Origin of the sequence: Paenibacillus sp. FSL H8-0079, assembly GCF_037991315.1 — a bacterium.
Classification (GTDB): domain Bacteria; phylum Bacillota; class Bacilli; order Paenibacillales; family Paenibacillaceae; genus Paenibacillus.
Genome location: NZ_CP150300.1, coordinates 3,456,011 through 3,481,190, shown reverse-complemented (window position 1 = coordinate 3,481,190; position 25,180 = coordinate 3,456,011). Strand labels below are relative to the sequence as shown.

Genomic DNA, 25,180 nt, shown 5'->3' with positions numbered 1-25,180 from the left:
ATGTCACTTGTTGCTGGTCTTCTTGATCAATTCCACACCATCGTATGCCAGGCTTTCCACACTTGTTGCCTTCTGCAGTATGTAATGATCAAAAAAGTTCTTCGCATAGTCTGTAACAAGATTTCGCATCTCCATAGCATCCCGTTCGCCTCTGAGTTCCTCATTAATACTGGTAAACACAATGTCACAGTAATCTAAATGTGCAACACGATCAACTGAGAAATAATAGGTTTCCATGCTATTGTTAGCGCCAATATTATAGTTAGGTTCACAAAACAGGAACAAGAAGGGTTTCTTAAGATCGCTGTCAAGAAGGCCAAACGCACCGCTATCCAAGCCAATCCCGCAGGCGAACCGGTCGTCATCCCGGCAAACAATCGCCGTCGTAGGCCCTCCATAAGAATGACCGACTATACCCATGCCGATGTCAAGCAACAATCTGCCCTTAAAGATGGAATGCAGCTCTCCAGAGTCCAGTTTGTAAAGATAATCGGCTACATACCTTACATCTTCTGCCTGTAATTCACTATACTCTGTTAACTTGGAAAGTATCGGCAGTACAAGCACGTTACGGCACATTTCAAAGGCAGTTTCATCGTCAGGCCGCATCTCCATCTTACCAGCCAACGCCAGCATCTCCGGATCTTCACCAAAGGCTGTAATGACATCCGAAAAATCCTTGGATACATTAAACAGGCGCCCATCTTTACGTTTATACATCGTGCTATTCTGATGGCCGATGCTTACCACAACATACCCCATGCTTGCCAAGTCTGTACAGAGCACTGTACCCCATTCTGGAGAACCGCCCCCACCGCACACATAGAATAACACTGGATAGCGCTTTTCCTTCCCGGAGAGAGCAAGGTCGTCGTAACACTGGGTCTTGATATCTATAGAGAAAACATCCTTCAACGCAGTGACAAGTGGCTGCTCATTAAACATCTCGTAGACTTCAGGAAACATGTACGTTGATGTAGTCTTACCTTCGCTACTGTCAGATGGATAGTACACAAAAGCGGTCAGTTCTCTTTTCGAGTGATCTGATGCCGTGTACTCAAAATCCATCTGGGTTCGACCGACAGAATAGCCGCCAATTGGTTCTGGAAATACGTCATAGGTTTTCATTTTTTTCCCCCTTGAGATCGCTAACCATTTCAGAATATTTATGATCTTCAAGCAGCCCATGACCCATAAATTCAGCAAAGTACTTGCTGATCTTATGTTGCAGCTTAGAGTCCTTAATATCGAATTCCCTAAAAAACAAGATTAAATTAAGCTGCATTGACTCAAACATAAAAGAAATCAGATCGTCGTCAACATCAGGCCTTAGATATCCATCAACCCTCATTCGGCGTAAAATGTCCTTGATCATGGGGAATGACTCGCCCTTTAACACATTCACATATACTTTCAGTAAAATGTCCTCAGGAATATATGAAAATGTTTTAGTTAGTTTGATTTCCAACTCATTCAGTGGCTCGGTCACCATGCCATTAACGTTACCAAATAAGCCAGTTAGGAAATAGCTGTAAAGGGAATCTTCATTACTGTTATTAAAATATGCAGCTCTTTTCTGCGTCACATTGCGTATTAAGTGACAATAAAATAGAGTGTTCAGAAACTCATTATCAATCAGCGAACGGACCGGGAACAGTTTGAAACAGGAATTAGGTCCCTGATAACAAAAAAAGCCGCTAAAATAGCGACTTTTTATGGTACTATGTTTTGCTCTTGGCTTCATTACAACCCGAGATCATCAGCGAGTCCTTCAACGCCTGTGAAGATGGAATCTCCGTATCCCCAGAAGTTGTTGAAATCAATAATGTAGATCTTCTTGTTTTTAACTGCGTTAATGTTCTGTACCTGCTTGTTGGCTAGCAGCTTTTCAATTGTTTCTTCTGGATCGATGCCACCAGCATACCTAGAAATAATCATAGCATCCGGATTAATCTCGATTAGCTTCTCCAGACTGAGTGTGCCTGTTTCATTAATCAGCATATTATGCATATTTATTAATGACATTGCACTTTCAATAAACGTATCTCCGTTTCCGTTGTAGATTCCAATAGTTCCATCACCATTATCCGAAAAAGATGCATAGTTGATCGTTTCAGCGCTAGCTCGAGCCGACAAGGCAGTCTCGCGTGCTTTAAGCGTCTCAATATATGCTGCTGCATTCGCCTGTACGTTGAATATCTCACCTAATTCAGTAATGTCCTGATACAGACTATCTAACGATGCGTCAGGAACACTGGTGCCTTGTACGTACGTTTTAATCCCCATATCATTCAAGCTGCTTACTGTACCAACACCCCAATCGGCATCCTCAAACAATCCACCACGCCCCACAACCAGATCAGGCGAAGCACCTATGGTCACTTCCTTACCGACATAGCCTTCAGCCAGCACAGGAATTTTTTTGAATTCATCAGCGATGTCTTCAGGTACACTACCGAACAGCGCTGCCACTCCAACAATTTTGTCAGTCAAACCAAGACGGATCATTAATTCAGCCGCACCTTGTGTATTGGCAACAACTCGTTCAGGTACCTTATCAAAGGTTTGTTCTTTAGCGACCCATGTCCCATTTTCAGTTGTATAGTTTGAAACGGTTAATGGATACGTGGTTTGAGCAGCACCTGAAGCATCTGCATCCGATTTCTCCTCATCTGTTGCAACATTCTTCGTTGCTTCCTGTGAGCTATTGTTTGCTTCATCACTTCCACCATTAGTACTGGAGCAGGCTGCAAGTACAAAAACAAGTGCAGCTATAAAACAAAATAACATTCCTTTTCTAAAGCGTGTAGACATTCAATTCTCTCCCTTTTTTGATGCTTAATTTTCTATTTATGCATTATGTAAAATAGTTATTGTCAGTATACAGTAAATGTCGAATCTCGTAAATGATAATTATAATCATTCTCAATTGGTGAAAAAATGGACATTCTCTTCTTCGTCTTTGCTTTTGCTTTCGTCAAGAATAACAAAAAAGCCGATCAATTTGTATCCATTGATCGGCTCTGCTCGATATCATTCATATTTCATTTATTCTCAAACCGCTGTTCTATTGCCTCTTACCAACCGCGGTTGGACATGCGCTCTTCTGGAGCCAATTTAGAAATTTCGATCCCTTTCATCGGGGCGCCCAAGTTTTTGGATACTTCAGCAATCAGTTTGTAATCCGTGTAATGTGTTGTAGCTTCAACGATTGCACGAGCGAATTTCTCAGGGCTATCGGATTTGAAGATACCTGATCCTACAAACACACCGTCTGCTCCCAGGTGCATCATTAATGCTGCGTCCGCCGGAGTAGCTACACCGCCTGCTGCAAAGTTAACGACAGGAAGTTTTCCATTTTCATGAACTTCGCGCAGCAACTCATAAGCTACACCCAGATTTTTGGCTTCAGCGTACAGCTCGTCTTTGGACATGTTTTGCACTTTGCGGAGCTGGCTGTTAATTAGACGCATATGACGAACTGCCTCAACAATGTTGCCCGTTCCAGGCTCACCTTTTGTACGAATCATCGATGCACCCTCACCAATACGGCGAAGAGCCTCTCCCAAATCTTTGGCCCCACATACAAATGGTACAGTAAACTCATGTTTATCAATATGGAACACTTCGTCTGCAGGCGTAAGAACTTCACTTTCATCGAGATAGTCCACACCTAGGGATTCAAGCACTTTGGCTTCTATGTAATGACCGATACGTGCTTTAGCCATAACTGGGATAGAAACAACCTTCATAACCTCTTCAACGATGGTTGGATCTGCCATACGAGCTACACCGCCAGCTGCGCGAATATCGGAAGGTACCCGTTCAAGAGCCATAACAGCTGTTGCCCCTGCCGCCTCAGCGATTTTAGCTTGCTCTGCATTCATAACGTCCATGATGACGCCACCTTTTTGCATCTCAGCCATTCCTCTTTTTACACGATCTGTACCTGTTTGCATGATTGTAGTCCTCCTAAGTAACTTTTGGGTGGTTTTCAATAAAGGCATCGCTCTAATCTATGATTTAGTATAGAATGAGAATGGTCATATAAAAAGATCCAATATTTTCGGTTTTTATTGTACCACTTCAATGATAACTCTGGAGGTCCTATGCAATTTCATGTAGCTTACAGTTCATATTTGAACCGAAAATATACCAAAATGAAGGCGCTCTATCATGCCATTCGTGATGCTATTCATGAAGGTAATCTTATACATGGCGAGAAGTTACCCTCGACTAGAGAGTTAGCCGCGACGTATCACATTTCCAGAGGAACCGTGAATCAGGTCTATGATACGTTGACTGCTCAAGGTTACATTCAATCAGAGCATGGAAGAGGAACCTTTGTTGCGTATCAGTTGGATTTAAGCAATGATGCGTCCACCGAGAAAGCTTGTACGCATCACTTATCCGCCTGGGGAAATCGTATTCAGCAGTTTGAACAGCAGTCGATTCAAAGAAATGCACCAGCCAATGCCCATACACATGATTCCAGAATGGATCGCGACGAAGTGATCGACTTTAGCAAATACCAACCTGATTTATCCAAATTTCCTTACGATGAATGGAATAATAGATTGTATGCTGAGATACGGCAGCGTGAGCATCACCTGGAAACAACCTCTGCGATGGTTAGTTCAACCGGGGATCCGAGATTGAGAGAAGCCATTGCCGCCTATCTTCGAAGAATGCGGGGAATTCAAGTCGATCCGGATCATATTGCAGTGACTGCAGGCTCCATGCAAGCTATAGCTCTACTCACTCAATTACTTGCAGATCCTGGGGATCATGTCGTGACGGAAAGCCCTTGTTATGTCGGGATCTCCAAAGCCATTTTGGCTGCGGGTGCAAAGTTGATTGAAGCCAATCTCGATGGTCAGGGCGTTGTGCCCCAAGACTGGGAAGCGCGTATGTTGTTTGTCACGCCGTCACGACAGTTTCCTACTGGTGAAATGCTCAGCCTTGAACGCAGACAAACCTTGCTGGACTGGGCACATCGTCATGATGCCATGATTGTCGAGGATGACTATGATAGTGAATTCCGATATCGCGGAATGCATGTTGAACCTCTGAAAACACTTGATAAAGCAGGACGTGTAATCTACCTGGGCAGCTTTACGAAAACCTTGCCTTTTGAAGTACGACTTGGTTTTGTGGTTCTCCCCCCCACCTTGGCAGACACCTTTAGAAAGGCACAGGCATTATACGAGCCAAGACCCGTCAACCTGATCGAACAACGGGCATTAGCGGCATTTATGACAAGCGGTCAATATGAACGTCATCTGCGCAGGATGAATCGTCTATACAGTCGCAAATTCGATCTGTTACTCAAACTTTTGAACAAGCAACTCTCTACATGGTTTGATTGGGTGGAGAATGAAGCGGGTCTACACGTGTTTGGCTGGTGGCGAGGTAATGTGTCCATGTATGAGGCCTTTCGGGCATCGGTTAAGTCACAAGGTGTGGTATACTCAGAAGTCAGCAGTTCAACGGCTGTTGGTACGAAATATGGTATATATTTATCTTTTGCACATTTGTCAGATGAACAGTTACAGGAAGGCGTATCCAGATTGAAAAATGCCGTCACAGCCTCATTGTGAGGTATATCGTCTCCAAAATATAGTACAAGAAGATCATCATTCGGAAGAGAGGCGATCGTTATGAATTGGTTAAATGAACTCTATAAAATAAATAAGCGGGAACCGGACAAGGAAATCGAACGATCTTTGGTTAATGCCATCTTCCGAATATATGACCGGTTCCCCCGAATTGGTCTTAGAGAGCGGTTCGGACAGCAAGAAATGTCTCTCGATATCGCCGATGCTTATATCCATGGGCATAACGCCATGATTGAAGCTGGTGTTGGAATTGGTAAGTCTTTTGCATACCTGATCCCAAGTCTGCTCACGAATCAAATGTCTCAGAAACCAGTCATTATAGCTACCTCCTCCATTCAGCTTTCGGAACAGATACATAAAGATTTAAGGATCATTGGTAGCCGGTTGGGATTTTCAACGGTTCGCTCCGTGGTGGGAAAAGGCATGGGTCAGTATGCCTGCCGAAGCAGAGCAGCGGAATTGATCAATCTTGATGATGCGAACTCCTCCGTGTCCACCCTCGCCCAGCGCATATTAGATTATGAAATTGATGAACGAGCCGATATTAAAGCTGGAATTAGTGATGCCGAATGGTCCCACGTTTCCGTGAATGATTGCAAATTTGAACGTTGTCATCATAAGACTGCATGTTTGTTTTACGATATGAGAGCTAAATTGAATGCAAAAGCTCACGAGATTGATTTTATTATCGTGAACCAGGATCTGCTCATACGGGATTTGATGAAGAAAAAAGAAGGAACCAAGAGCATCATCTCGGATCAGCCTGCTCTGATCGTCATTGATGAAGCGCATAATCTGGAAGCAAAAGTTCGTGATGCCAGAACGCTTGAGTTCACTTATCGGGCAATCTGCCGCACTCTGGACACCACGGTGCAGCTTCTAACGAAGCAGTCCGGGGATAAAAGTCTCTTCTCACAATCCAAATTTATAAAAAACTGCGCTGAGCGCATCTTTAAACAGGTAAACGCGGATCTGCTCGACCATGCCAAACAGGATAACGACCGAATCAAAGTGTCGGAGATCAAAGGAACACCTTTGAACCAGGTCTGGAACGATTTAAAAGATCTCAGTCTGCGCCTTTCCATTTTGACTTCCCGCCATGAACGGGAGATCGATGACGCTTTTGAAGCTATCAACGGGCTAATTACCCTGATCCATGTCTTGGCTAAAATAGAGGACAACTATCTCTTATGGGCGAGCAGTCCCCTGGGAATAGCCACGATCAGCATCTGTCCCAAAGATATAAGCCAATTTTTGAAATACACTTTATTTAATGGCAAGGTACCTGTAATCCTAACATCAGCAACGCTGTGCCAAGGCGGGGATACGCTGGAGGAACAATATTCTTATATGACACATTCTCTCGGTTATAAGGGAGATTTCCTTGAGCGCCAACCCTCCCCTTTTGACTACACCAACCATGCCATGATGTACGTTTCGAACAAAGTTCCCTATTACCAACATGACCAGCGCGAAATCTATCTTGAAGCAGCTTATAAGGAATTGGTTCAACTCTGTAATTTAACTCAGGGAAGAACAATCGTCCTATTTTCAGCAAAGGAAGACATGAAGTACATTCACAAGAAGTTGATTTCAAAGGCTAATGAATACACATGGCCAGTCCATGTTCAAAAAGAAGGATCTTCCCAGGATAGTGTCATCGCTGAATTCAGGAAAAGCAAAGGTGTACTCCTGGGTACCGGTGTATTCTGGGAAGGCGTAAATATCGAGGGGTCTGACCTGTCACAGGTCATTATTTTCCGGCTGCCCTTCCCTGTTCCATCGGATCCTGTTTATGAATATAAGGCATCTGTAACGGAGAATCCGTTCATGGAGGTGTTTGTACCGGACATGCTTCTGCGGTTACGGCAAGGAACTGGACGCTTGATTCGTAGTGAAACGGACCTTGGCATACTCAGCATACTTGACTCCCGTCTCAGCGCAGCAGCAAAAAAGAGTTATCGGGAACAGGTGCTGGAAACGTTGCCGTTCAAAAAAGTGACGGAGGATTTTGCGGTTTTGGAGAAATTTGTGCAAACTAAAAGGATACGACGTACGGATTAGAAGTGGTACAACACGTAACCTTGAAAAACTGCCTAAATTACATGAAACGGCCCTTCCGCTCATAAAGCGGAGGGGCTAATTTCATGCTGTAGGATATATGCTACAATATATTCCATATCTACGAATCCCAAAGGAGGCATTACTATGGTTGAAAGACCAACTACAGAGGAATATGCAGCTTATTATGAAGGGTACATCCAGCTTGTTCCTGAAGGGAACATCATCGAAATGTTGGAGCAGCAGGCCAACATCGTACAAAATTTGCTTTCTTCATTGACAGAGGAGCAAGCAAATTATCGTTACGCCGAAGGCAAATGGAGCGTGAAAGAGGTCATCGGCCACCTCTTGGATAACGAACGCATCATGAGCAGCCGATTGCTTCGTATCGCCCGAGGTGACCAAGCGAATCATCCCGGCTACGATCAGGACGTGCTTATGCAGACCCACCCTTTCAATGCGTATACTCTGGCCGATTTGAGCGAAGAATATGCCGTCACACGCCGCTCAACCATTCTTATGCTTCGTCGTCTCACGCCGGAAGCTTGGCTCTGTAGAGGGATCGTCAGTGATAATCCTGCTTCAGCTCGATCAATCGCCGTTATTATGGTTGGACATGAGCTCCACCATTGTTCAGTGCTTCGAGATCGCTATTCGCTTGATGTGAAATTATAAAATTCATACAGAAAGACTTTGAACCTGCATTTTCTGTAGGATCAAAGTCTTTTCTCATTAGCCGCTTCATCGTTCAAATTATCGTTCAAAATGAATCAGATGTGTATCCTCTCTCAAAGATAACGTGGAATAATCATTCAGAATCGGAATTTCCCCATTGAATGCAATGGGTAGTACCACATAGCTGGACTGAAAGTAATCCGACCCGTTCCAGCGATCCGAAAAGTACAGGTACTCCTCCTCTGATCGCTTCAGCACAAACGCTGGTTGCGTTCGATACGTCGTTTCATCGCCAAAATCGCTGAGCATCCCCCATGGACCATCCATCGTATTAGCCATCGCGTATTTCCCTTGATTGGGAGCCCAACCCGTGCAAAATGAGGTCACCATATAATACTTCCCGTTCCGCTTGAAGACGGTTGGCGCTTCTCGATATTCCCCCTGCCACAGCTTTCCGACAAGACTTTCGACATTAAGGTAATCTTCCTGCAGACGGTAGATGTGAAGGTCCGCATTGTCTCTGGCAGCCGAAATAAAATATGCAGTCCCGTCATCATCCTGAAAGAGCGTGCAGTCTCGCGACATATACCCATACGGATTAAAACTGCCATGGTAAGTGAAATGGCTATCCGGAGAATCAGATGTGGCAATAGCGCATGCGGCATCGTTGTAATTATTACCATTCTCATAATGAACCCATAGGACGAACTTCTTTGTCGACGTGTTGAAAAGCACTTTAGGCCGTTCGAGATTCACCTTTCCGCCTTTGTCGTTCACTAATGCCAGATTTGTCCGAACTCGAACGGGTGCAGCTGGCGTAGACGTCGTCAGGATATGATTTCGAAACTCCCAGTTGAACAGATCTTTGGAACGGTAACAACTCATATATATATCCTCTCTCCGATCTTCGCCATACCAATAATAATAATCGTCATGAAACAACATATGTCCACCATGGGCATGGATTGGATTACCGCTTAAATCATTCCAGATGCCACCATTGGTTAATTGATTGTTCACACCGTTACCTCTCTTCTATTTATCATTTCACGTTTGATAACATCGTTAATTTGTGTCCGATCCAAATACCTTCACTTCCCATATCCTTGGGGTGTACCAGTTGTTAGGGTTGTTGTGGAGCGTCGCATTTTGCATATTAATTCGTACATACCTCGCAGCATTGCTCGATAGCGTATCTGATGTGAAACCGTAAGATGTATTATTGGTTCGATCCAATGCTACGGTCCAGTTTACATTATCCGTGCTGGTCTCAATTTTGTATTTGTAAAAACCTTCGGAGCCTTTTTGCATCCACCAGGAGATTTGCACATTATTCAACTGTTGAACGGAGCCGAGGTCTACCTTCCACCAATGTGGCCAGGAACTGCCTGTGCCGATCCATTCGGTTTGATAGTTACCATCATTAGCATAACTTGCCGGGTTCGTTCCAGAGGCCGTTTGTGCTGTTGCAGGTTTACCTTGTGATAGCAGTTTCCCATTTTGAACGGGAACGACGACATCATCGCTCGTGTTGTACAGGACTTGATCAAAATAATCATAAAATGCGTAACCATCGGAGAACCAAACGGGAAGCAAACGTTCCTCCGTTGTTCCATTTTGCGTGCCTGCCCAGCCGAACATCCAGCGATACGCAACCATAACCACGTTGTTGCCCGTATCTGGCTTCACCCGCATGACGGAACCCGATTGCGCGGAGAAGGTTGACGTGTTGCCAATCGTCCGTAATTCAGACCAATCTCCGTCTATGCTATTTGCTGATGAATACAGGGGGATACTCGGATACCAACCTGCCGCTTGGGAAGAGAACAAATAATAAATGCCATCTTTTTTGATCATCTTGGGCAGTTCTCTATGTTGACTTTGATAAATAACAGAAACTTGATGATCCACATCCAGCCAATCGGAGGTTAACTTATATAAGATGGTGTCCGAATTATTATTAGCCGTAGAGATCAGATATGCCGAATCATCATCATCTTTGAAAATGGAGATATCCCGGGATTGGTTCCCTTCCGGCCGAAAGCTTTTGTGAAATGTAAAGTCTTCTCCAGGCGTGGCTGAAGCCACTGATACCCTCGCAAGCGTGTAGTCTGTACTGTTCTCATAGTGAGCCCAAAAAACGAATTTGTTCGTGGGCGCGTGGTATAGGATATTGATCCCTTCAAATTTAGAATTCGCCAAATCGGCATGATCCGTGTAGGAAAGGACCACTTTGTCGTTACCGTATGTGATGTCATCCGTTGACGTCTGTTGAATCATTTCGCCAAAACCGCCTGATGACTTTTGCACGAAATTGAATCTGTAGTAGGTGTCTCCCACTTTAAGTTCATTCGGGAGCATAAGCGTTGATTGCGTTGTGTTATCAAAAGTTGTAAGGTTCTCTGGGAGGCTGTAAGGGGTATATTCTGGCGAGACAGCGGAGGTTAACAAGGAAGTTCCGCCATATGCCTTCACTTGATATTTGTACGTACTACCTATGTTGAGGCCATAATCATCCGTCGTTGTACCGGTTAGGTTCTGTAATAAATGATAAGGCTCATTGTTCTCGGATCTATACAACTCGTATGCAGTCGCTCCCTGGACAGGTGCCCAATGGATTTTGGCATTGGATACTTCGGATTCATTCTTCAGCACAAACAGTGTTGCAGCAATATGGGTCTCTTCACCAGCAGCGTGAACGGTTTGAACTGAGGACGTTAAATGAGCTGTTAACAACATCAATGCAATGACGATAGCCATCCACGATTTACCTTTGATCATGTCTCATCATCTCCTTTTTTAGAAGACCAACCTTCCAGTTGGCGGAAGGCTGATCCAGGTGATACTTGACTTTATTTCAAATTCATCAGTGTCATTACATCTGTCTCACTGGCTTGGTTGTACCAATCGTTAACTTCTTCGATAACGGTATCTCCACCTTTTTCGTGCCACTGTTTCACAAAGGTATCAAATGCCTCAAGTGGCTCATTGCCATATATGATTTTGGTAAAAGTCTCTTGTTCCATGGTGGTCAACTGTTCCCACACATTTTGCATCGTCGGCGTTGGTGGACCGTTAAACTCATTTGGCAGTAAAACATCCCTGTTTTCATACGAAATCCGATATCCATCCTGAGTCGTTTGATCCTTAGAAGCGCTTTGAATGAGGACGCCCGTATCGGCCTCGACACCGTTCGCCAGATCATAGAATGATTGGCCGGGACCGTCCACGCTCGGTGTATTCTTGGTAAATGCCATTTTGCCAACGCCTTGCACAGCCTCTAATGGTGTATTGAATTTTGTTGGATCGAAAGTGACTTCGTCGTTGACGATATCGTAATCATATCCCTGAGCGTAACCGTATTTGAAATCTCCCGTGCTGAACGCCGCATCATACATTTTATCGTAGTAGAGGAAGAAGGCTTCCATATTCTGAAAGTCCTTGTTAAACATGAACACACCATCGTTCAACTGTGCAGACTGATAGGTCTTATCGCCGTTCACGCCTTGAATGGTCGGATAAGCACTAATTTTCGCACCATCCACATTTTTCTCTACGTCTTTCACACTGTCGTATAACCAAGGACGACCAATGATAATGCCTGCTTTCCCCTCCGTAAAATCGGACAATGCGTCCCAGGCGCCTTGGGTGGCCAATTCTTTGTTCAAGTACCCTTTCGCATACCAATCTCGTAACTTGGCCAGTGCCTCTTTGTTGCCATCAGCCACTGATCCATAAGTAAGTTTGCCGTTCTCGTTATACCATTGCCTTGGAAGGTGCTTGCCCGTGTATGCGCTAAATATCATGACCGGATCGCTGACCCAGCCCGTATTGTAGGAATCTTTCCCCGAAAATGTAAATCCGTATGTGTCTTTCTTACCGTTCCCATCTGGGTCCTCATTGGTGAACGCTGCGATGACTTGCTCAAACTCTTCAATTGTTGTTGGCGCTTTCAAATTCAATTTGTCCAACCAGTCCTGGCGGATCAACATGACTTCGCCTTCCGTCAGATTCGGCGCAATCGCCATCCCGTAGACCTTACCCTCTCTAACCACTGGATTGAAGGTGGTCGGGTATTGTTTGTATATTTCTTTTATCCGGTCAGGCATGTAGGCTGAGATGTCTTCCGTTATCTCTTTGACTTGCCCCGAATCGATCAGATCATTGACCAGCATGGTGTCATAGACGGGCAGAACGTCGGGCAACTTCTCGGAACCTGTCAACGCCAACCGTAGCTTGGTATTATATTGTGAAGCATCACCTCCCAGCAGGGTGGTTTGGATTTTGATGCCCAGGTTTTCTTCGCCCCAACGGGTCAATACATTGTCATTCAACGTCTCACCATTGATATACTTTCCAGCATTTTCATCCTGTTGTTTGGCGATAGTGATCGTAAATGGTGGATCATATTTTCCGTCCTTAAGCACCGATGCCGGTGCGGTCTCGGACGCACTCTCCCCTTTGCTACAGCCAGCCACAAGAACAGCCGACAGCATAACCATACTTACCATTTTCCATAAATCAGTTCTTTTCTTCATGGAAACATGCCCCCTTCACTCATACTCAATTTGTTTTCTATATAAGTTCAACTAATTGCATATTTACACTGGCACTCCGATGACAGAACAACCTTCCGATCGCTGTTATCGTGTAAATGTTTAGTTGAACATATAGTGATCCAATTTCGTCATCCTAATTATTCTTTGACAGCGCCTAGTACAATTCCCTTTACGAAATAACGTTGTAAAAAAGGATAGACCAAAATGATCGGTAGCGTGCTGACAAAAATTTGCGCTGCCTTGATGCTCTGTTCAGACATGGCTGCCACTTCAGACTGGCTCATCGCCATATTTTGCATATTGCTCTGTACAACAACGGTCTGGAGGAACGAAGCCAGCGGATATTTACTCGCATCGGACATGTACAAAATCCCGTCAAACCAGGAGTTCCAGTGCCCCACCATAATGAACAAGGATACGGTCGCGATACCAGGCAGAGATAATGGTAAATATATTTTGCTGAGGATTACGAAAAAGGACGCCCCGTCAATGAATGCTGCTTCTTCCAAGGCTTTGGGAATTGTTTTGAAGAAGTTGACGAGAAGAATCAGATTATAAGCACCGAATGCTCCCGGCAGCACAAGGGCCCATATTGTATCCTTTAATCCAAGAGCGGTGATCAAAATGTAAGAAGGGATCAATCCCCCGGAGAAAAGCATCGTAAAGATAAAAAACCACATGAGCACGTTGCGTCCCCGGAATTCCTTGGACAGGGCATAACCTGCACAGGTAAGGATGAACATGCTGATGGTCGTACCCAAAACGGTTCGAATGATAGATGTCAGCATGGCACCATTAAAGTTGGAATTGTTGAACGTTTTGATATAGGCATCCACGTTGAACCCGACCGGCCAAAATGAAACCATATTACCGCTTATGGCCGCTTTACTGCTGAGCGATTGCGCCAACAGATGAAGCAGTGGAAGAAAACACGCCAGACCCGCCAGTATCATGAATGCGTAATTAAAATAGGAGAATACTCTATAGCCTGTCGTCTTATGGTACATGATCCCTCTCCCTCCTTGTTAGAATATTTTGTAATTGGCATATTTATAGGCCAGCCTGTAAGAGACAACGATCAAGATCAAACTGATCCCCGATTTGAACAGTCCTACTGCGGTCCCGAACCCGTATTGCCCGTTTAACAAGGACGAACGATAGACATAGGTGTCAATGATATCTCCCGTACTGTAGACAAGCGGATTGTACAGATTGAAGACCTGATCAAAGCCCGCGTCCAGAATATTGCCCAGACTCAGTGTAGAAATGACGATAATCATGGGCAACATGCTAGGCAAGGTGACGTATCGGATTTGCTGCCGGCGTGTGGCACCGTCGATCTCAGCTGCTTCGTAATAAGAAGGATTGATCCCAGCAATGGTCGCCAGATAGACAATCATACCGAAGCCGAAGCTCTTCCACACATCGCTGATCACAACCGTGAATCGAAACAGATCAGGATCACCCAAGAAGTAAATGGGATCATTCCCGAAAATCTGGGTCAAGATGTGATTGATTCCTCCGTCTAATCCGAGAATGTCGATCATCAACCCCGCGACCGTAACCCAGGACAAGAAATGCGGCAGATACACCAGTGTCTGAACACTTTTCTTAATGCCCATATTTCGGATCTCGCTCAGCAGAATAGCCATGACGATCGGAACGATAATACCGACGATAATTTTAGAAACGGCGATAATCAGCGTATTGACGATTGCTTGTGTGGCTTCTTTGTACTGGAAAATTCGTTCGAAATTATCTAACCCGATCCACCGTGAACCTGTGATACCCAGCCATGGTTTATAGTCCTGAAATGCCATGAGCAAACCTACCATCGGGCCGTAAGAAAAGATGCAGACAAATACAAAAGCGGGAATACACAGTACATACAAAGGCCAGCTTTTCTTCAGTTCCTTTTTGAATGAAGTTCGCTGGGGAATCTTTGTTTTTGTTTTTTTTGCGGATCTGGCGGGCACGATCTCGTTAATGTTGCATACCTCCTCTATGATGGCTCTTCGAAAGCGATCCTTGAAGATAAGCTTAACAAAAGCGCTTTCACACCAAAATGCCAAAATTTCAAGATCATCACCTCAGGCTGAACTATTTTAAAACCGCTTTCATTTATGACTGATACTACCCTTCCTCTTTTCGAAAGTTTGGCTTATATTAAAGTTAATCCGATAAGGATTGTGAACTTCTATGTTTGGCGATATGAAAGGAAACACATATGATCAGAAAAATGTATATGAAGCGATTCATCTATTTCTTTGTTTTTTTTCTGCTGCTTACGTTAAGTTTGTTTTTCGTGATGAACCGATTGAGCTCCAAGACACTTGAGGAGAATCTGATCGGTGCTTCCAAAAACCAGCTTGATTATGTGAAAGGTATTCTAGACGGGATTATATACGAGGCTAATATGTACGGGGTTCAGTATGCAGCCGACAGTGATGTCCGATTTTATCAGAGACATGTTATCGAGCTGAGCAATTACGATTCCCAAATGAAGAAAAACGATATTGTTGATCGCTTGCGGCAAACGCTCCTCTCCAGTCGATCCATTGAATCGATCGGCATTTACTGGAAGACTGAAGAAACGTTTCTATCTACGAACACTACACTGGAGGCAAGACTCCCGTTCAAGGATGTTCATCAGCGGGGGTGGCAAATTGTAGGTAATAGTTTGTATTACTTCGCCCTCTACCCTTACATCCAAAAATCCGGACAAAATGAACCGACTCAGTACATTGTTGGTGTAAAGCTGAATACGGATTATTTGAAAAGCCTGTTGAAAAAGGCTGTGAACAACGACAGCTCAAATGCTTTTTTTCTGTTTAATCCTCAGCAGTTATGGAGTGAGAAAGAAGTCGACAACGATCTATTGAAAGCGGTTACTGAGATACTTGCTCCACAGCCAGAAGTAACTTTAAAATATGATTATCATACCAATTCGGACGACTACTACGTTCTTTCGCGATATATTGAATCGATCGACGGCTACCTGATTACATATACACAGACGAACGATTTTCTGCAACCGCTTGACCGCAATCGCAAAGTTTTCTTTGCCAGCATTTTAGCCGTTTTCACGCTTGGTCTGGTTGTGATCTTTACGTTTTATCGGAACTACTACCGTAATCTCCGTTTGTTGGAGAGAAAGTTCTCACAGGTCGAGCAAGGCAATCACAACACGCGGATCACCGAAAATACGGGCAAAGAGTTTTACAGCCTGTTCAGAAGTTTTAACCATATGGTTACCGAAATCCAGGATCTGTTTGTATCCTTGAAGACTGAAACGGAACTGAGACGAGGTGCGGAACTTCAACAACTCCAAGCTCAGATTAATCCTCATTTTTTGTACAACAGTTTGTTTTTCATCATGTCGGTGGCTCAGTTTTCACCTGATTCTGTTATGCGCATGAGCAAGCATCTAGCTGAATATTATCGTTATTTAACCAAGTTGGACAGGCATGAAGTCACGCTGGAAAGTGAACTCCAGTTCGCTGAACATTTCCTGATTATTATGGCTCTCAGCAAAAAAATGGAGTACAGCATTGATCTGCCGCCAGAACTGGCCTCTCTTCCCCTCATGCCGCTGATCATCCAGCCAGTGGTTGAAAATGCGATTCAACATGGCATTGAAGGACAACAAGGAGCCCATCGGGTGACGATCGATGTCAAACAGACGGAATCTGCAATAACGATCAAGGTATCCGATGACGGCAAAGGTCTTTCGCTCGATGATATCCGCAACTTGGAGGCTCGGCTTGAGAGCGATAACCCGCCTGAAGGAATTAAAGGCGTAGGGCTCTGGAATGTAAATCGGCGTCTGAAAAATACGTACGGCGAACGTAGCGGGCTACATTTTGCTACGAATGATTGGGGTGGATTGTCGGTCCTGCTGCTCATCAGCATTCCCGAGGAGAAAGGAGATAGCTAATGCGTTTATTAATTGTGGATGACGGGCATTATGTCGTTGAGTATATGAAGCACTTGCTCGATTGGAAAACCTTCGGTATTCATCAGATTGAGACGATGACCAATTCGATTGAAGCCCGTGACATGCTGACTCAAAACCATATCGATATTCTGATCACTGACATCCGAATGCCTGAGGTTTCAGGCATTGATCTGCTTCAACATATCCACCAACATAGCTTGCCAACCAAAGTCATCATTCTTTCCGGCTACTCCGAGTTCGAATATGCGCAACAAGGAATCCGCCTAGGTGCGCTCGACTATCTGCTCAAACCTGTAGACAAAGATGACGTGGAGAAAGCCATGTCTAAAGCCATCAAGAATATTACAAAGACACGACCCGCTCAACCTATCGCATGGGAGAACTTCGATGGATTGGGGTACCTGCTTTCGCTGCTTGGTCAAAACGAGACATTAAGAAAGCAAAATGATGCTTATACTGAATTCTTAGGGGAACACCGTTTTTGCTGCTTCAAGCTGGAGGGTTTCACACAAGAACATGAGGACGTTATAAAACGTGCTGTTGGAGACAAATTGGATCGTCTCGTATGGACTGCGGGAACGCGACTGGTCGCTCTTGTTCCGGAAGAAGCTGCTGAGGAACTGACTATCGAACTGGAGCAATCTGTCGTGTCCCCTCCCTTTTCATTGACCGAACGTAACGTGATCAGGCAGATGTTCTACAGATTCTTCCTTAATGAGGACGTACACTCAGAAGACTTCATTGGCATATTCAACCATTCTCCATCATGCAGTGATTGGGAATCTGCCGGAAATATCATTAAAAAATATGATCAACTCCGTCTCCGAAAGCAAAAAATAATCTTTCTCCTAGAGACGATGTTATATGTATATCTGGCGGACACGGATCGGGATGACTCTGAAACCGTGGATTGGATATTCAACCAGTTAGGTCAACCTGATGAACTATGGTCAACCCTCATGCATCGGGTCAGTCGAATCAGAAACAACAAACAGATGTCTATCCAAACCATCGTCGACAAAGTACAAACGTATATCGAAGACCATCTGTCACATGGCCTTAGTTTGGATGAGTTGGGGAAAGTCGCACATCTCCATCCGGTCTACTTTTCCAAACTTTTTAAACAGGAGACGGGTGAAAATGTGTCAAATTACATTTCTAAAAAGAGGCTGGAGAAAGCTTCTCAACTGCTTCAAGATTCTGAACTCCGTGTCAACGATATCGCGCAAATGGTTGGTTACAGAAAGAATCAGTATTTTATCCAGTTGTTCAAAGTGGAATACGGGGTTACGCCCTACCAGTATCGTAGGAATATGATTCACAAATAAAGCTGTATAACTAAACGACCGTTCCCCGTTAGAATACTGGGTAACGGCCGGAGCCTAAATCTAATGGTTTTACCATTCAGTTAATCTAGCGAATTCGATGATCGGTTCTCCACAATGAATTAACGGTGAACTTGCTGTTTATGGCTTACTAACACCGTTGGTTCAGAAAGTCCCAAATGCTCTCGCAACGTTGTCCCCTCATACTCCTCACGGAAGAGCCCACGTCTCTGAAGCTCTGGAACGACGTGCTCGACGAAGTCATCAAGATCTCCGGGCAGCACCGGTGGCATGATGTTAAAGCCATCGCAGCCGTATCCATTAAACCATTCTTCCATGAGGTCGGTAAGCTGCTCCGGCGTTCCTACGAATTGCATATGACCACGGGCACCGAGAAGCCTCCGCCCGAGTTCGGCAATGGATAATTGCTCGTCACGTGCAAGGTCCATAATGAGTTGCACGCGACTCTTCATTCCGTTGCTTGCTTCGACCGGATCTGAGATGTCTGGTAATGGACCGTCTACAGGATACCCGCTGAGGTCTGTTTGAAGCATACCGGACAGCATCATTACCGCTTCCTGCGGATCGATGAGGTCGAGCAGCTCCCGTTCTTTGCGTCGAGCCTCCTCCACAGTTGAACCGAGGATCGGCGACAAACCCGGCATGATGAGCAAGCTGCCACGTTCACGTCCGATTGCCAGAAGTTTCTCATTCACCGTGCGATAGAAATCTTGCGCAGCAGTGAGTGACGTCTGTGCCGTGAAGATCACTTCGCCGACTTTCGCGGCGAAATCCTGACCTGGATCCGAGGAACCGGCCTGAATAAGGACGGGGTAACCTTGCGGTGGACGAGGGACGTTCAAGAGCCCTTGTGTAGAATACCATTGTCCTTTATAGTCAGCGACACGCAGCTTGGATTCATCGACGAACGTGCCTGATTCCCGATTCATTACGAGTGAGTCCTGTGGCCAGCTGTCCCATAATGCTGCAACGACGTCAACGAATTCCTGCGCCATCTCGTAACGTGTTCCATGTTCAGGATGCTTATCTCGTCCGAAGTTCCGAGCTTCCGTGTCAACTTGGGACGTGACGATATTCCATCCGGTCCGTCCTCCGCTTATGTGATCGAGCGTAGCTAAACGGCGTGCGGCATTGAACGGCTCGTTATAGGTCGTCGAGAGCGTTGCTGTCAACCCGATTTTATCCGTTACCATGGATAGTGCGGAGAGCAGCGACACTGGGTCCAACATGCCTGCTGCGGCGCGACTTGGGTAGATCAAGTGCAGCAAGTCAGCAAAAAAAATCATATCAAACTTACCTTTCTCAGCTGTCTGGGCAATCCTCTTATACCATTCGATATCGAACATCTTCTCTACCCCTGATTCCGGATGACGCCATCCGGCATGATGATGCCCAGTGAAATATATAAATGCACCAAGATGAAGCTGGCCCTGTCGTTTTTTCGTCATATCCGTTCCTCCGCTTTCATTCTAATATCTATCTTCAGCCTTTATATGTGTTATTCCATCGCAGTAATCTTCTTTCCACCAGTCTGACTGCCGAATCCGACAGTTTGCCAACCAAAGCAAACATAATTATGCCCACGAAGACGACATCCGTCTGTGCATATACACGTGCGTCTTGTATCATATAGCCGACTCCTGCGCTTGCGCCCATCATCTCTGCCACGGCAAGCAACAACCAAGAGGCACCCACAGATAACCGAATACCAAGTAGAATGTTTGGCAACGCCGAGGGAATAATTAGCCTGGTTAACAGCCGGAACTTAGAATATTGCAAGATTCGGGTAACCTCATACAGCTTTCTGTCCGCACTCCGGACCCCCAAATGTGTATGGAAATAGAGCGGGAAAAATGACCCTAGTGCAATGAGCAGTACTTTGGATAATTCCCCTACTCCGAACCAAAGAATGAACAACGGAATAACCGCAAGCAACGGAACCGTCCGTAGCATCTGGATCGTCGGATCAAGCGTTTGTTCAGCCCATTTACCTAGTCCTGTAAATACACCGAGCAGCAACCCTGTTACGGCTCCAAGTAAGAATCCACCACTCGCCCGAATGGTGCTAGCTGTGAGATGCTGCGTCATATCGCCATTTACGCACAGTTGCCAGAATGTTCGAGCAATGCGGGATGGAGCTGGCAATGCCGAGTCAGACAACAGTCCAAGAGCAGAGCCTGACTCCCATAAAGCTAATATAATTACAGGCAACACCCAACCAAACAGCCAATTTGGCATTCTCCACTGGCGTCCCCTTCTTATTGCCGTCTGCTTCTCATTAGCCTTCGAGTTTAATGTCACATCGTTAGTACTCATAATCTGTTATCCATCTCCCTCTATGGAATCCTGCCAACGCAGCAACTTCTTCTCTGCCAGCTTAACCAGTGAATCGGTCACTTTGCCAACAATCGCAAAGACAATTATGCCGACGAAGATGACAGACGTTAGTGAGAAGGATCGTGCGTCATTGATGATATAACCGATCCCGGAGCTTGAACCCATCATCTCCGCGACAACCAGGCCAAGCCAACTTACCGCAATCGAGAGCCGAACGCCTAAAAACAGGGAAGGAAGTGAGGCAGGAATAATCAGCTTGGTAATGGTTTGAAGTTTCGTGAATTGCAATACGCTTGCTACATCGAACAACTGGCGATCCACCGAACGAACGCCCAAAAAGGCATTCACATATAAAGGGAAGAATGCACCCTTAGCAATGAGTACAATCTTTGAAGTCTCACCAAAGCCGAACCATAGAATAAACAATGGCGCAACAGCCAAGTGAGGCAGTGTCCGAAGCAGTTGAAGTGACGGATTGAGCAACCGTTCCGCTTTTAACGAAAACCCGACCCATAATCCTGCGGCTAATCCCAGACCGCCGCCCAACAAGAACCCGAGTGCTGCTCTCCCCGTCGAGATGCGCAAATTCGTCAGCAGTTCTCCTGAAGAGATCATCCGTCCAAATTCAGCCACGATGTCCTTCGGAGGAGGAACTAACACCGGATTTACCCACCCATTCGAGGATACAATCTGCCAAATGATTAATATCGCCGCCGGTACTGACATCCCGATCAGGAGATGAATAGTCCGAAAAACAAGCTTGTTTCCCGATATTTGCATAACCGCACCTCTACTTTATTTAAGAGCTTCTTCAATGTACTGGTTGTCGAACACATCAGCCACGTTGATTTCCTTGCGAATTGTACCTAATTCAAATTGAAAGTTAGCTGTGTTCTGCTGATTGGCAATCGTTTCGTCACTCACCGGAATATTGATCATTGCCGCCCGCGATTGAATGCCCTCCACCAGGTCAATTGGAATGTTGCGTTCGTCGGCATAGCGCTGGAACGCTTCCTCTTGATTATTTGCTTCCCACTGACGTGCTTGCTCGAATGTCTTTAGATAAAGCGTAACCAGCTCAGGATAGTCATTCGCAAAATCCGAACGAACCAATTGGAAGGATGGAGACAGTACGCCTTCACTTTCCCCATCAGCCAGCACTTTTCCCTTGCCGCTTAGTGTATTCAGGGTAATGTATGGATCCCAGACGGCCCAGGCATCCACTTTTCCGCTTTCGAAGGAAGGCTGCGTTTCATCAGGTTGTAATTGAATTTCTTGAATATCGGAGTTATCTAAACCAGCTTTTTGGAGTACTTGATATAGGAAGTTATAAGCGTTGCTCCCCTTTGTGACAGCTACCTTTTTGCCCTTGAGATCCGCGATGCTTTTGATCGGGCTGTCGTTCGGTACAATGATCGCTACATTGTTCTTGCCATTAAGTAGCTGTGAGATGATTTTGAAATCAATGCCAGCTGCTTGTGCAGAGATTGGGGGCATGTTGCCCATGCCAGCAAAGTCCAAATGATTAGAGGCCATCGCTTCGATCATTGGAGGACCGCTCTGGAACTCCAACCACTCCACTTTTACCCCCAACTCTCCGAATTCATCCTCAAACCACTTCTGTTCTTGCGCTTTGCCGAACAAGCCGCCCTTGCCCTGCACACCAATCTTCACCGTGACATTATCATAGGATGCATTCGGATTCGAGCTACCATCTACCGGCTTAGCATCTTCGCCATTGCCAGCATTGTTGTTTGCATTGCCGCATCCCGCCACAACCAGTATCAGAACAAGTAAGACTGCAATCAAATTATATTTTTTAACCATATATTCGCATCCCCTTTATGAACGTAAATTCGTTTATGCGTATCCAATTTAAATGCCGGCACCCTTATCAATCAGGGGAGCATGTTCCACTTTTTCGAACTCGCCTAGCACGCGGGAGCGAAGCTCCTGAAAGGACCCTCCACTGCGCTTACGCGGATAGGGGAGATCCACATTAATTACATTGCGGATATGACCCGGGCGAGGGTTCATAATGACGACTTTCTCTCCAAGAAATACCGCTTCGTCCAAGTCATGCGTAACAAACAACATGGTCGTCCGGCTGTTCTGCCAGATGTCCAGCAACGCCTCTTGCATGTGAGTACGAGTGAAGGCATCGAGTGCTCCAAAAGGCTCGTCGAGCAGCAGTATCTCCGGTTTACGCAACAACGCTCTTGCAATAGCCACGCGTTGAGCCATCCCTCCGGACAGCTCCTTCGGATACGCTTTCTCGAATCCTTTTAGACGAACTAGCTCAATCAGCTCTTGGACTCGATGGCGAACCTGAGCATTGCCAAGCGAGAGATTGGCTGCAATATTCTTCTCGACCGTCATCCAGGGGAACAAACGTGGCTCTTGAAAAATAAATCCTTTATCAACACTTGGTCCCGTAATTGCTTTTCCGTTTAATTCAACTTTTCCTTCATAGGTCGTGTCTAACCCGGCCACGATCTTGAGCAATGTACTTTTGCCGCATCCGCTTGGTCCGATAAAAGTAATAAATTGTCCCGGTTCAACTTGCAACCGTATATTACTTAGCGCCATAACCGGCCCGGTAGGAGCAGCGAACGTTTTGTTCAACCGCTCAATAATCAGCATAGGGTGTTACCTCCAATTTAAAATAATTTTTCGGATCTATTTACTTGGTTTTATAGTTATAAAAAAAGGCCTTCTGCTTGTATATTTTTCCCCATGAACGATCTCTGGTTGTCCAGTCGAACTCTCGTTCACAAACCGAGCAATTACTCGGTTTGTTGGGGAAATTGTAGCAGTGGCCTGTATCTGTTGTCAATCATTTCTTTTGGAGTTATGTAGAGACACAGCAAATAAAGAGACAATCGAACGCGCCTGCGCACGGATCGGCACTTCAGCGCCTGGCATTTTCTGTAGCGTCAGTCCTTGAATTAAACTTACAAAATAATAGGCAAGCTCCAAGGGAACACCACTGACGATGAGTCCTTCCTTTTGCCCCTGGTCCATTATGTTCGCGACAGGACCAAGGTTATTCGTGAAACGTTCCGTAACTTCCCGCCTAATCTCTTCGGAGGAAGTTTCCGAAAGTCGGGCTGTGTGGATAAGGATCGTGTAAGCCCAATTGTTTTCCAATGCAAGCCAAGACTCGGACAGTAGTAAAAGTTTGTTCAGAGCATCGCCTGATTGCTCAGCGAGTTGGGAGACATGTTCTCCGTAACTGGTCTGGCCTCTTCTCAGAATTTCGCTGATAATCTCATCTTTGGACTTGAAGTAGTGATACATGTTCCCAATGCTCATGCCTGCTGCTGCTGCGATGTGGTTGATGCTTACTGAACCAATTCCTTTAAGAGCAATGATCTCCAGCGCAGAATCAAGGATGTGGTTTATTCTTTTTTCTCGTTGTTGCTGGTCCTTCTCTATGTTTCTAGGTGACATTAACGTTGCATCCCCCTTTCTGAATTTCATTATAGCATAGCCGTTTTGAAGGCTTGATTAACTAAGAAACATGTTACCTGAGTTCCTTGCAAGGATGGCAAGTCAACCTAATGAGACTAACTACCTCGGCATAGGAAAATACAATGTTAACTCAAAATAAAAAAGCCGCTATAAGCGACTGTGATTGGTACTTGGATTTTGTGTACGTATCTATTGTTCAGCCAATTTCACAAAATATTCTGAAGCCAAACGGACAGCCAGGATACTTGCGCTATTCAGTGAATTATCAAAGATAACAACATGGTTGTTTTTTACCGCTTCCAATGACTTCCATACCTTTGAAGATTCCTTATCCTTGACTGCTGCCTCTGCGACGTCAATACGATGCTGGATAATAATATAATCGGGATTCATGCTGGAAAGCCCCTCCAACGTAAGCGATTCTCCTCCCTCAGGATATCCCTCTGGTGCCAATAATCCAAAGCCTGCAGTTTGATTGTAGTACATCGTGTTTTTAGATCCTTGCGCATTAAAATTGGATTTTCCGTCAACGCGCAACAAGGCAAAGGTTTTATTCTCAAGCGTACTTAACTGCCCTTTCGTGGATGCTATCATTTCTTGGGTTTCCTGAATCAATTGTTCCGCAAGCTCTTCTTTTCCAACAATTTGAGCACAAAGCATGGTCGTTTTTTCCCATGTGTCGGTGTAGTCAATTAAGATAACAGGGGCAATCTTGCTCAACTCATCATATATGGTATCCACTGAGCCCTTAAAGGTTACGATCACATCAGGCTGCGCATCCATAATCTTTTCCAGATTAGCTGAGTCACTACCTAAGTCAATAATTTCAGCAGATTCAGCGTAGGGCTGCAATGTAGCAAACTCCTTCATCGCTTCTGCCGCGCTTGTTGATGCAATTGGAGGTGTATCCAATGCAAAAAAGTAATCTAAGTATAGAGGATGAAGCACCGCTATGCGCTCTGGTCGTTTCTCAAGCACCACTCCATTTTCGCTAGCATCCTGAATGGTTCTTGGCCATGCCTCCCCCTCGCTCTTGCTGGTTTCAGGCGTAACGGTGCTGGAAGTTTGGGAACATCCGGCCATTACTCCTGTTAGTATCATTAATGTTGCAATCCATCCAATTAGTCTGTTCATATGGCTCCCCATCCGATA

Annotated in this window: 21 protein-coding genes; 5 read left to right on the top strand and 16 right to left on the bottom strand. The window is 45.2% G+C overall.

The window, feature by feature from the left end:
* Positions 1–3 precede the first annotated feature (3 nt).
* From MHI06_RS15495 to pdxS, 4 genes are all read right to left on the bottom strand, one after another.
* On the bottom strand, positions 4–1,128 hold the full coding sequence (locus MHI06_RS15495; RefSeq protein WP_340398313.1) for a choline esterase: 1,125 nt from the start codon (positions 1,126–1,128) through the stop codon (positions 4–6).
* Positions 1,115–1,744 (bottom strand): TetR/AcrR family transcriptional regulator, encoded by a 630-nt coding sequence (locus MHI06_RS15490; RefSeq protein WP_340398312.1) that lies wholly within the window; start codon positions 1,742–1,744, stop codon positions 1,115–1,117. Before MHI06_RS15490 ends, MHI06_RS15495 begins: the two co-directional genes overlap by 14 nt.
* The gene (locus MHI06_RS15485) at positions 1,744–2,814 is read right to left on the bottom strand and encodes an ABC transporter substrate-binding protein (RefSeq protein WP_340398311.1); all 1,071 of its coding nucleotides are present in this window, start codon (positions 2,812–2,814) and stop codon (positions 1,744–1,746) included. Before MHI06_RS15485 ends, MHI06_RS15490 begins: the two co-directional genes overlap by 1 nt.
* A gap of 263 nt (positions 2,815–3,077) precedes the next feature.
* The gene (gene pdxS, locus MHI06_RS15480; RefSeq protein ID WP_200869424.1) at positions 3,078–3,962 is read right to left on the bottom strand and encodes a pyridoxal 5'-phosphate synthase lyase subunit PdxS; all 885 of its coding nucleotides are present in this window, start codon (positions 3,960–3,962) and stop codon (positions 3,078–3,080) included.
* 147 nt (positions 3,963–4,109) lie between these two features.
* Here pdxS and MHI06_RS15475 point away from each other — a divergent pair, with 147 nt between their 5' ends.
* From MHI06_RS15475 to MHI06_RS15465, 3 genes are all read left to right on the top strand, one after another.
* Complete coding sequence (locus tag MHI06_RS15475) at positions 4,110–5,600, top strand: PLP-dependent aminotransferase family protein (RefSeq protein ID WP_340398310.1); 1,491 nt, start codon at positions 4,110–4,112, stop codon at positions 5,598–5,600.
* A gap of 60 nt (positions 5,601–5,660) precedes the next feature.
* Positions 5,661–7,682: an ATP-dependent DNA helicase gene (locus MHI06_RS15470; protein WP_340398309.1), complete on the top strand. Its 2,022-nt coding sequence runs from the start codon at positions 5,661–5,663 to the stop codon at positions 7,680–7,682.
* Positions 7,683–7,826: 144 nt separating this feature from the next.
* On the top strand, positions 7,827–8,354 hold the full coding sequence (locus tag MHI06_RS15465) for a DinB family protein (protein ID WP_340398308.1): 528 nt from the start codon (positions 7,827–7,829) through the stop codon (positions 8,352–8,354).
* A gap of 78 nt (positions 8,355–8,432) precedes the next feature.
* Here MHI06_RS15465 and MHI06_RS15460 read toward each other — a convergent pair whose 3' ends face one another.
* The 5 genes from MHI06_RS15460 to MHI06_RS15440 form a co-directional block, all read right to left on the bottom strand.
* Positions 8,433–9,374: a family 43 glycosylhydrolase gene (locus tag MHI06_RS15460; RefSeq protein ID WP_340398307.1), complete on the bottom strand. Its 942-nt coding sequence runs from the start codon at positions 9,372–9,374 to the stop codon at positions 8,433–8,435.
* 45 nt (positions 9,375–9,419) lie between these two features.
* Positions 9,420–11,135, bottom strand: coding sequence for a discoidin domain-containing protein (locus tag MHI06_RS15455; RefSeq protein ID WP_340398306.1), 1,716 nt, complete (start codon positions 11,133–11,135; stop codon positions 9,420–9,422).
* A gap of 71 nt (positions 11,136–11,206) precedes the next feature.
* Positions 11,207–12,892, bottom strand: a complete 1,686-nt coding sequence (locus MHI06_RS15450) for a hypothetical protein (RefSeq protein ID WP_340398305.1) — start codon at positions 12,890–12,892, stop codon at positions 11,207–11,209.
* Between the two features lie 158 nt (positions 12,893–13,050).
* Entirely contained in the window at positions 13,051–13,920 is an 870-nt protein-coding gene (locus tag MHI06_RS15445) for a carbohydrate ABC transporter permease (protein ID WP_169479316.1), read from the bottom strand.
* A gap of 18 nt (positions 13,921–13,938) precedes the next feature.
* Positions 13,939–14,823 (bottom strand): ABC transporter permease subunit, encoded by an 885-nt coding sequence (locus tag MHI06_RS15440; protein WP_026081071.1) that lies wholly within the window; start codon positions 14,821–14,823, stop codon positions 13,939–13,941.
* A gap of 317 nt (positions 14,824–15,140) precedes the next feature.
* Between MHI06_RS15440 and MHI06_RS15435 the strand changes: the two genes are divergently transcribed.
* The gene (locus MHI06_RS15435) at positions 15,141–16,850 is read left to right on the top strand and encodes a histidine kinase (RefSeq protein ID WP_340398304.1); all 1,710 of its coding nucleotides are present in this window, start codon (positions 15,141–15,143) and stop codon (positions 16,848–16,850) included.
* Positions 16,850–18,199, top strand: coding sequence for a response regulator (locus MHI06_RS15430; protein WP_340398303.1), 1,350 nt, complete (start codon positions 16,850–16,852; stop codon positions 18,197–18,199). Before MHI06_RS15435 ends, MHI06_RS15430 begins: the two co-directional genes overlap by 1 nt.
* Positions 18,200–18,318: 119 nt before the next feature.
* Here MHI06_RS15430 and MHI06_RS15425 read toward each other — a convergent pair whose 3' ends face one another.
* From MHI06_RS15425 to MHI06_RS15395, 7 genes are all read right to left on the bottom strand, one after another.
* The gene (locus tag MHI06_RS15425; RefSeq protein WP_340398302.1) at positions 18,319–19,665 is read right to left on the bottom strand and encodes an LLM class flavin-dependent oxidoreductase; all 1,347 of its coding nucleotides are present in this window, start codon (positions 19,663–19,665) and stop codon (positions 18,319–18,321) included.
* Between the two features lie 34 nt (positions 19,666–19,699).
* A complete protein-coding gene (locus MHI06_RS15420; protein ID WP_340398301.1) occupies positions 19,700–20,533 on the bottom strand; it encodes an ABC transporter permease in 834 nt (277 codons plus the stop codon).
* 6 nt (positions 20,534–20,539) lie between these two features.
* Complete coding sequence (locus MHI06_RS15415; protein WP_340398300.1) at positions 20,540–21,334, bottom strand: ABC transporter permease; 795 nt, start codon at positions 21,332–21,334, stop codon at positions 20,540–20,542.
* Between the two features lie 15 nt (positions 21,335–21,349).
* Positions 21,350–22,381 carry an aliphatic sulfonate ABC transporter substrate-binding protein gene (locus tag MHI06_RS15410; RefSeq protein WP_340398299.1) on the bottom strand — a complete coding sequence of 344 codons (1,032 nt, stop codon included), beginning with the start codon at positions 22,379–22,381 and terminating at the stop codon, positions 21,350–21,352.
* A gap of 48 nt (positions 22,382–22,429) precedes the next feature.
* Complete coding sequence (locus tag MHI06_RS15405; protein WP_340398298.1) at positions 22,430–23,197, bottom strand: ABC transporter ATP-binding protein; 768 nt, start codon at positions 23,195–23,197, stop codon at positions 22,430–22,432.
* Positions 23,198–23,386: 189 nt separating this feature from the next.
* Positions 23,387–24,007 carry a TetR/AcrR family transcriptional regulator gene (locus MHI06_RS15400; protein ID WP_340398297.1) on the bottom strand — a complete coding sequence of 207 codons (621 nt, stop codon included), beginning with the start codon at positions 24,005–24,007 and terminating at the stop codon, positions 23,387–23,389.
* Between the two features lie 210 nt (positions 24,008–24,217).
* Entirely contained in the window at positions 24,218–25,162 is a 945-nt protein-coding gene (locus MHI06_RS15395) for an ABC transporter substrate-binding protein (RefSeq protein WP_340398296.1), read from the bottom strand.
* Positions 25,163–25,180: the final 18 nt, after the last annotated feature.

Coding starts and splice junctions, on each gene's coding strand:
- MHI06_RS15495 (WP_340398313.1), bottom strand. CDS start 1,128: ATGAAAACCTATGACGTATTTCCAGAACCAATTGGCGGCTATTCTGTC.
- MHI06_RS15490 (WP_340398312.1), bottom strand. CDS start 1,744: ATGAAGCCAAGAGCAAAACATAGTACCATAAAAAGTCGCTATTTTAGC.
- MHI06_RS15485 (WP_340398311.1), bottom strand. CDS start 2,814: ATGTCTACACGCTTTAGAAAAGGAATGTTATTTTGTTTTATAGCTGCA.
- MHI06_RS15475 (WP_340398310.1), top strand. CDS start 4,110: ATGCAATTTCATGTAGCTTACAGTTCATATTTGAACCGAAAATATACC.
- MHI06_RS15470 (WP_340398309.1), top strand. CDS start 5,661: ATGAATTGGTTAAATGAACTCTATAAAATAAATAAGCGGGAACCGGAC.
- MHI06_RS15465 (WP_340398308.1), top strand. CDS start 7,827: ATGGTTGAAAGACCAACTACAGAGGAATATGCAGCTTATTATGAAGGG.
- MHI06_RS15455 (WP_340398306.1), bottom strand. CDS start 11,135: ATGATCAAAGGTAAATCGTGGATGGCTATCGTCATTGCATTGATGTTG.
- MHI06_RS15450 (WP_340398305.1), bottom strand. CDS start 12,892: ATGAAGAAAAGAACTGATTTATGGAAAATGGTAAGTATGGTTATGCTG.
- MHI06_RS15445 (WP_169479316.1), bottom strand. CDS start 13,920: ATGTACCATAAGACGACAGGCTATAGAGTATTCTCCTATTTTAATTAC.
- MHI06_RS15435 (WP_340398304.1), top strand. CDS start 15,141: ATGATCAGAAAAATGTATATGAAGCGATTCATCTATTTCTTTGTTTTT.
- MHI06_RS15430 (WP_340398303.1), top strand. CDS start 16,850: ATGCGTTTATTAATTGTGGATGACGGGCATTATGTCGTTGAGTATATG.
- MHI06_RS15425 (WP_340398302.1), bottom strand. CDS start 19,665: ATGACGAAAAAACGACAGGGCCAGCTTCATCTTGGTGCATTTATATAT.
- MHI06_RS15420 (WP_340398301.1), bottom strand. CDS start 20,533: ATGAGTACTAACGATGTGACATTAAACTCGAAGGCTAATGAGAAGCAG.
- MHI06_RS15415 (WP_340398300.1), bottom strand. CDS start 21,334: ATGCAAATATCGGGAAACAAGCTTGTTTTTCGGACTATTCATCTCCTG.
- MHI06_RS15410 (WP_340398299.1), bottom strand. CDS start 22,381: ATGGTTAAAAAATATAATTTGATTGCAGTCTTACTTGTTCTGATACTG.
- MHI06_RS15405 (WP_340398298.1), bottom strand. CDS start 23,197: ATGCTGATTATTGAGCGGTTGAACAAAACGTTCGCTGCTCCTACCGGG.
- MHI06_RS15400 (WP_340398297.1), bottom strand. CDS start 24,007: ATGTCACCTAGAAACATAGAGAAGGACCAGCAACAACGAGAAAAAAGA.
- MHI06_RS15395 (WP_340398296.1), bottom strand. CDS start 25,162: ATGAACAGACTAATTGGATGGATTGCAACATTAATGATACTAACAGGA.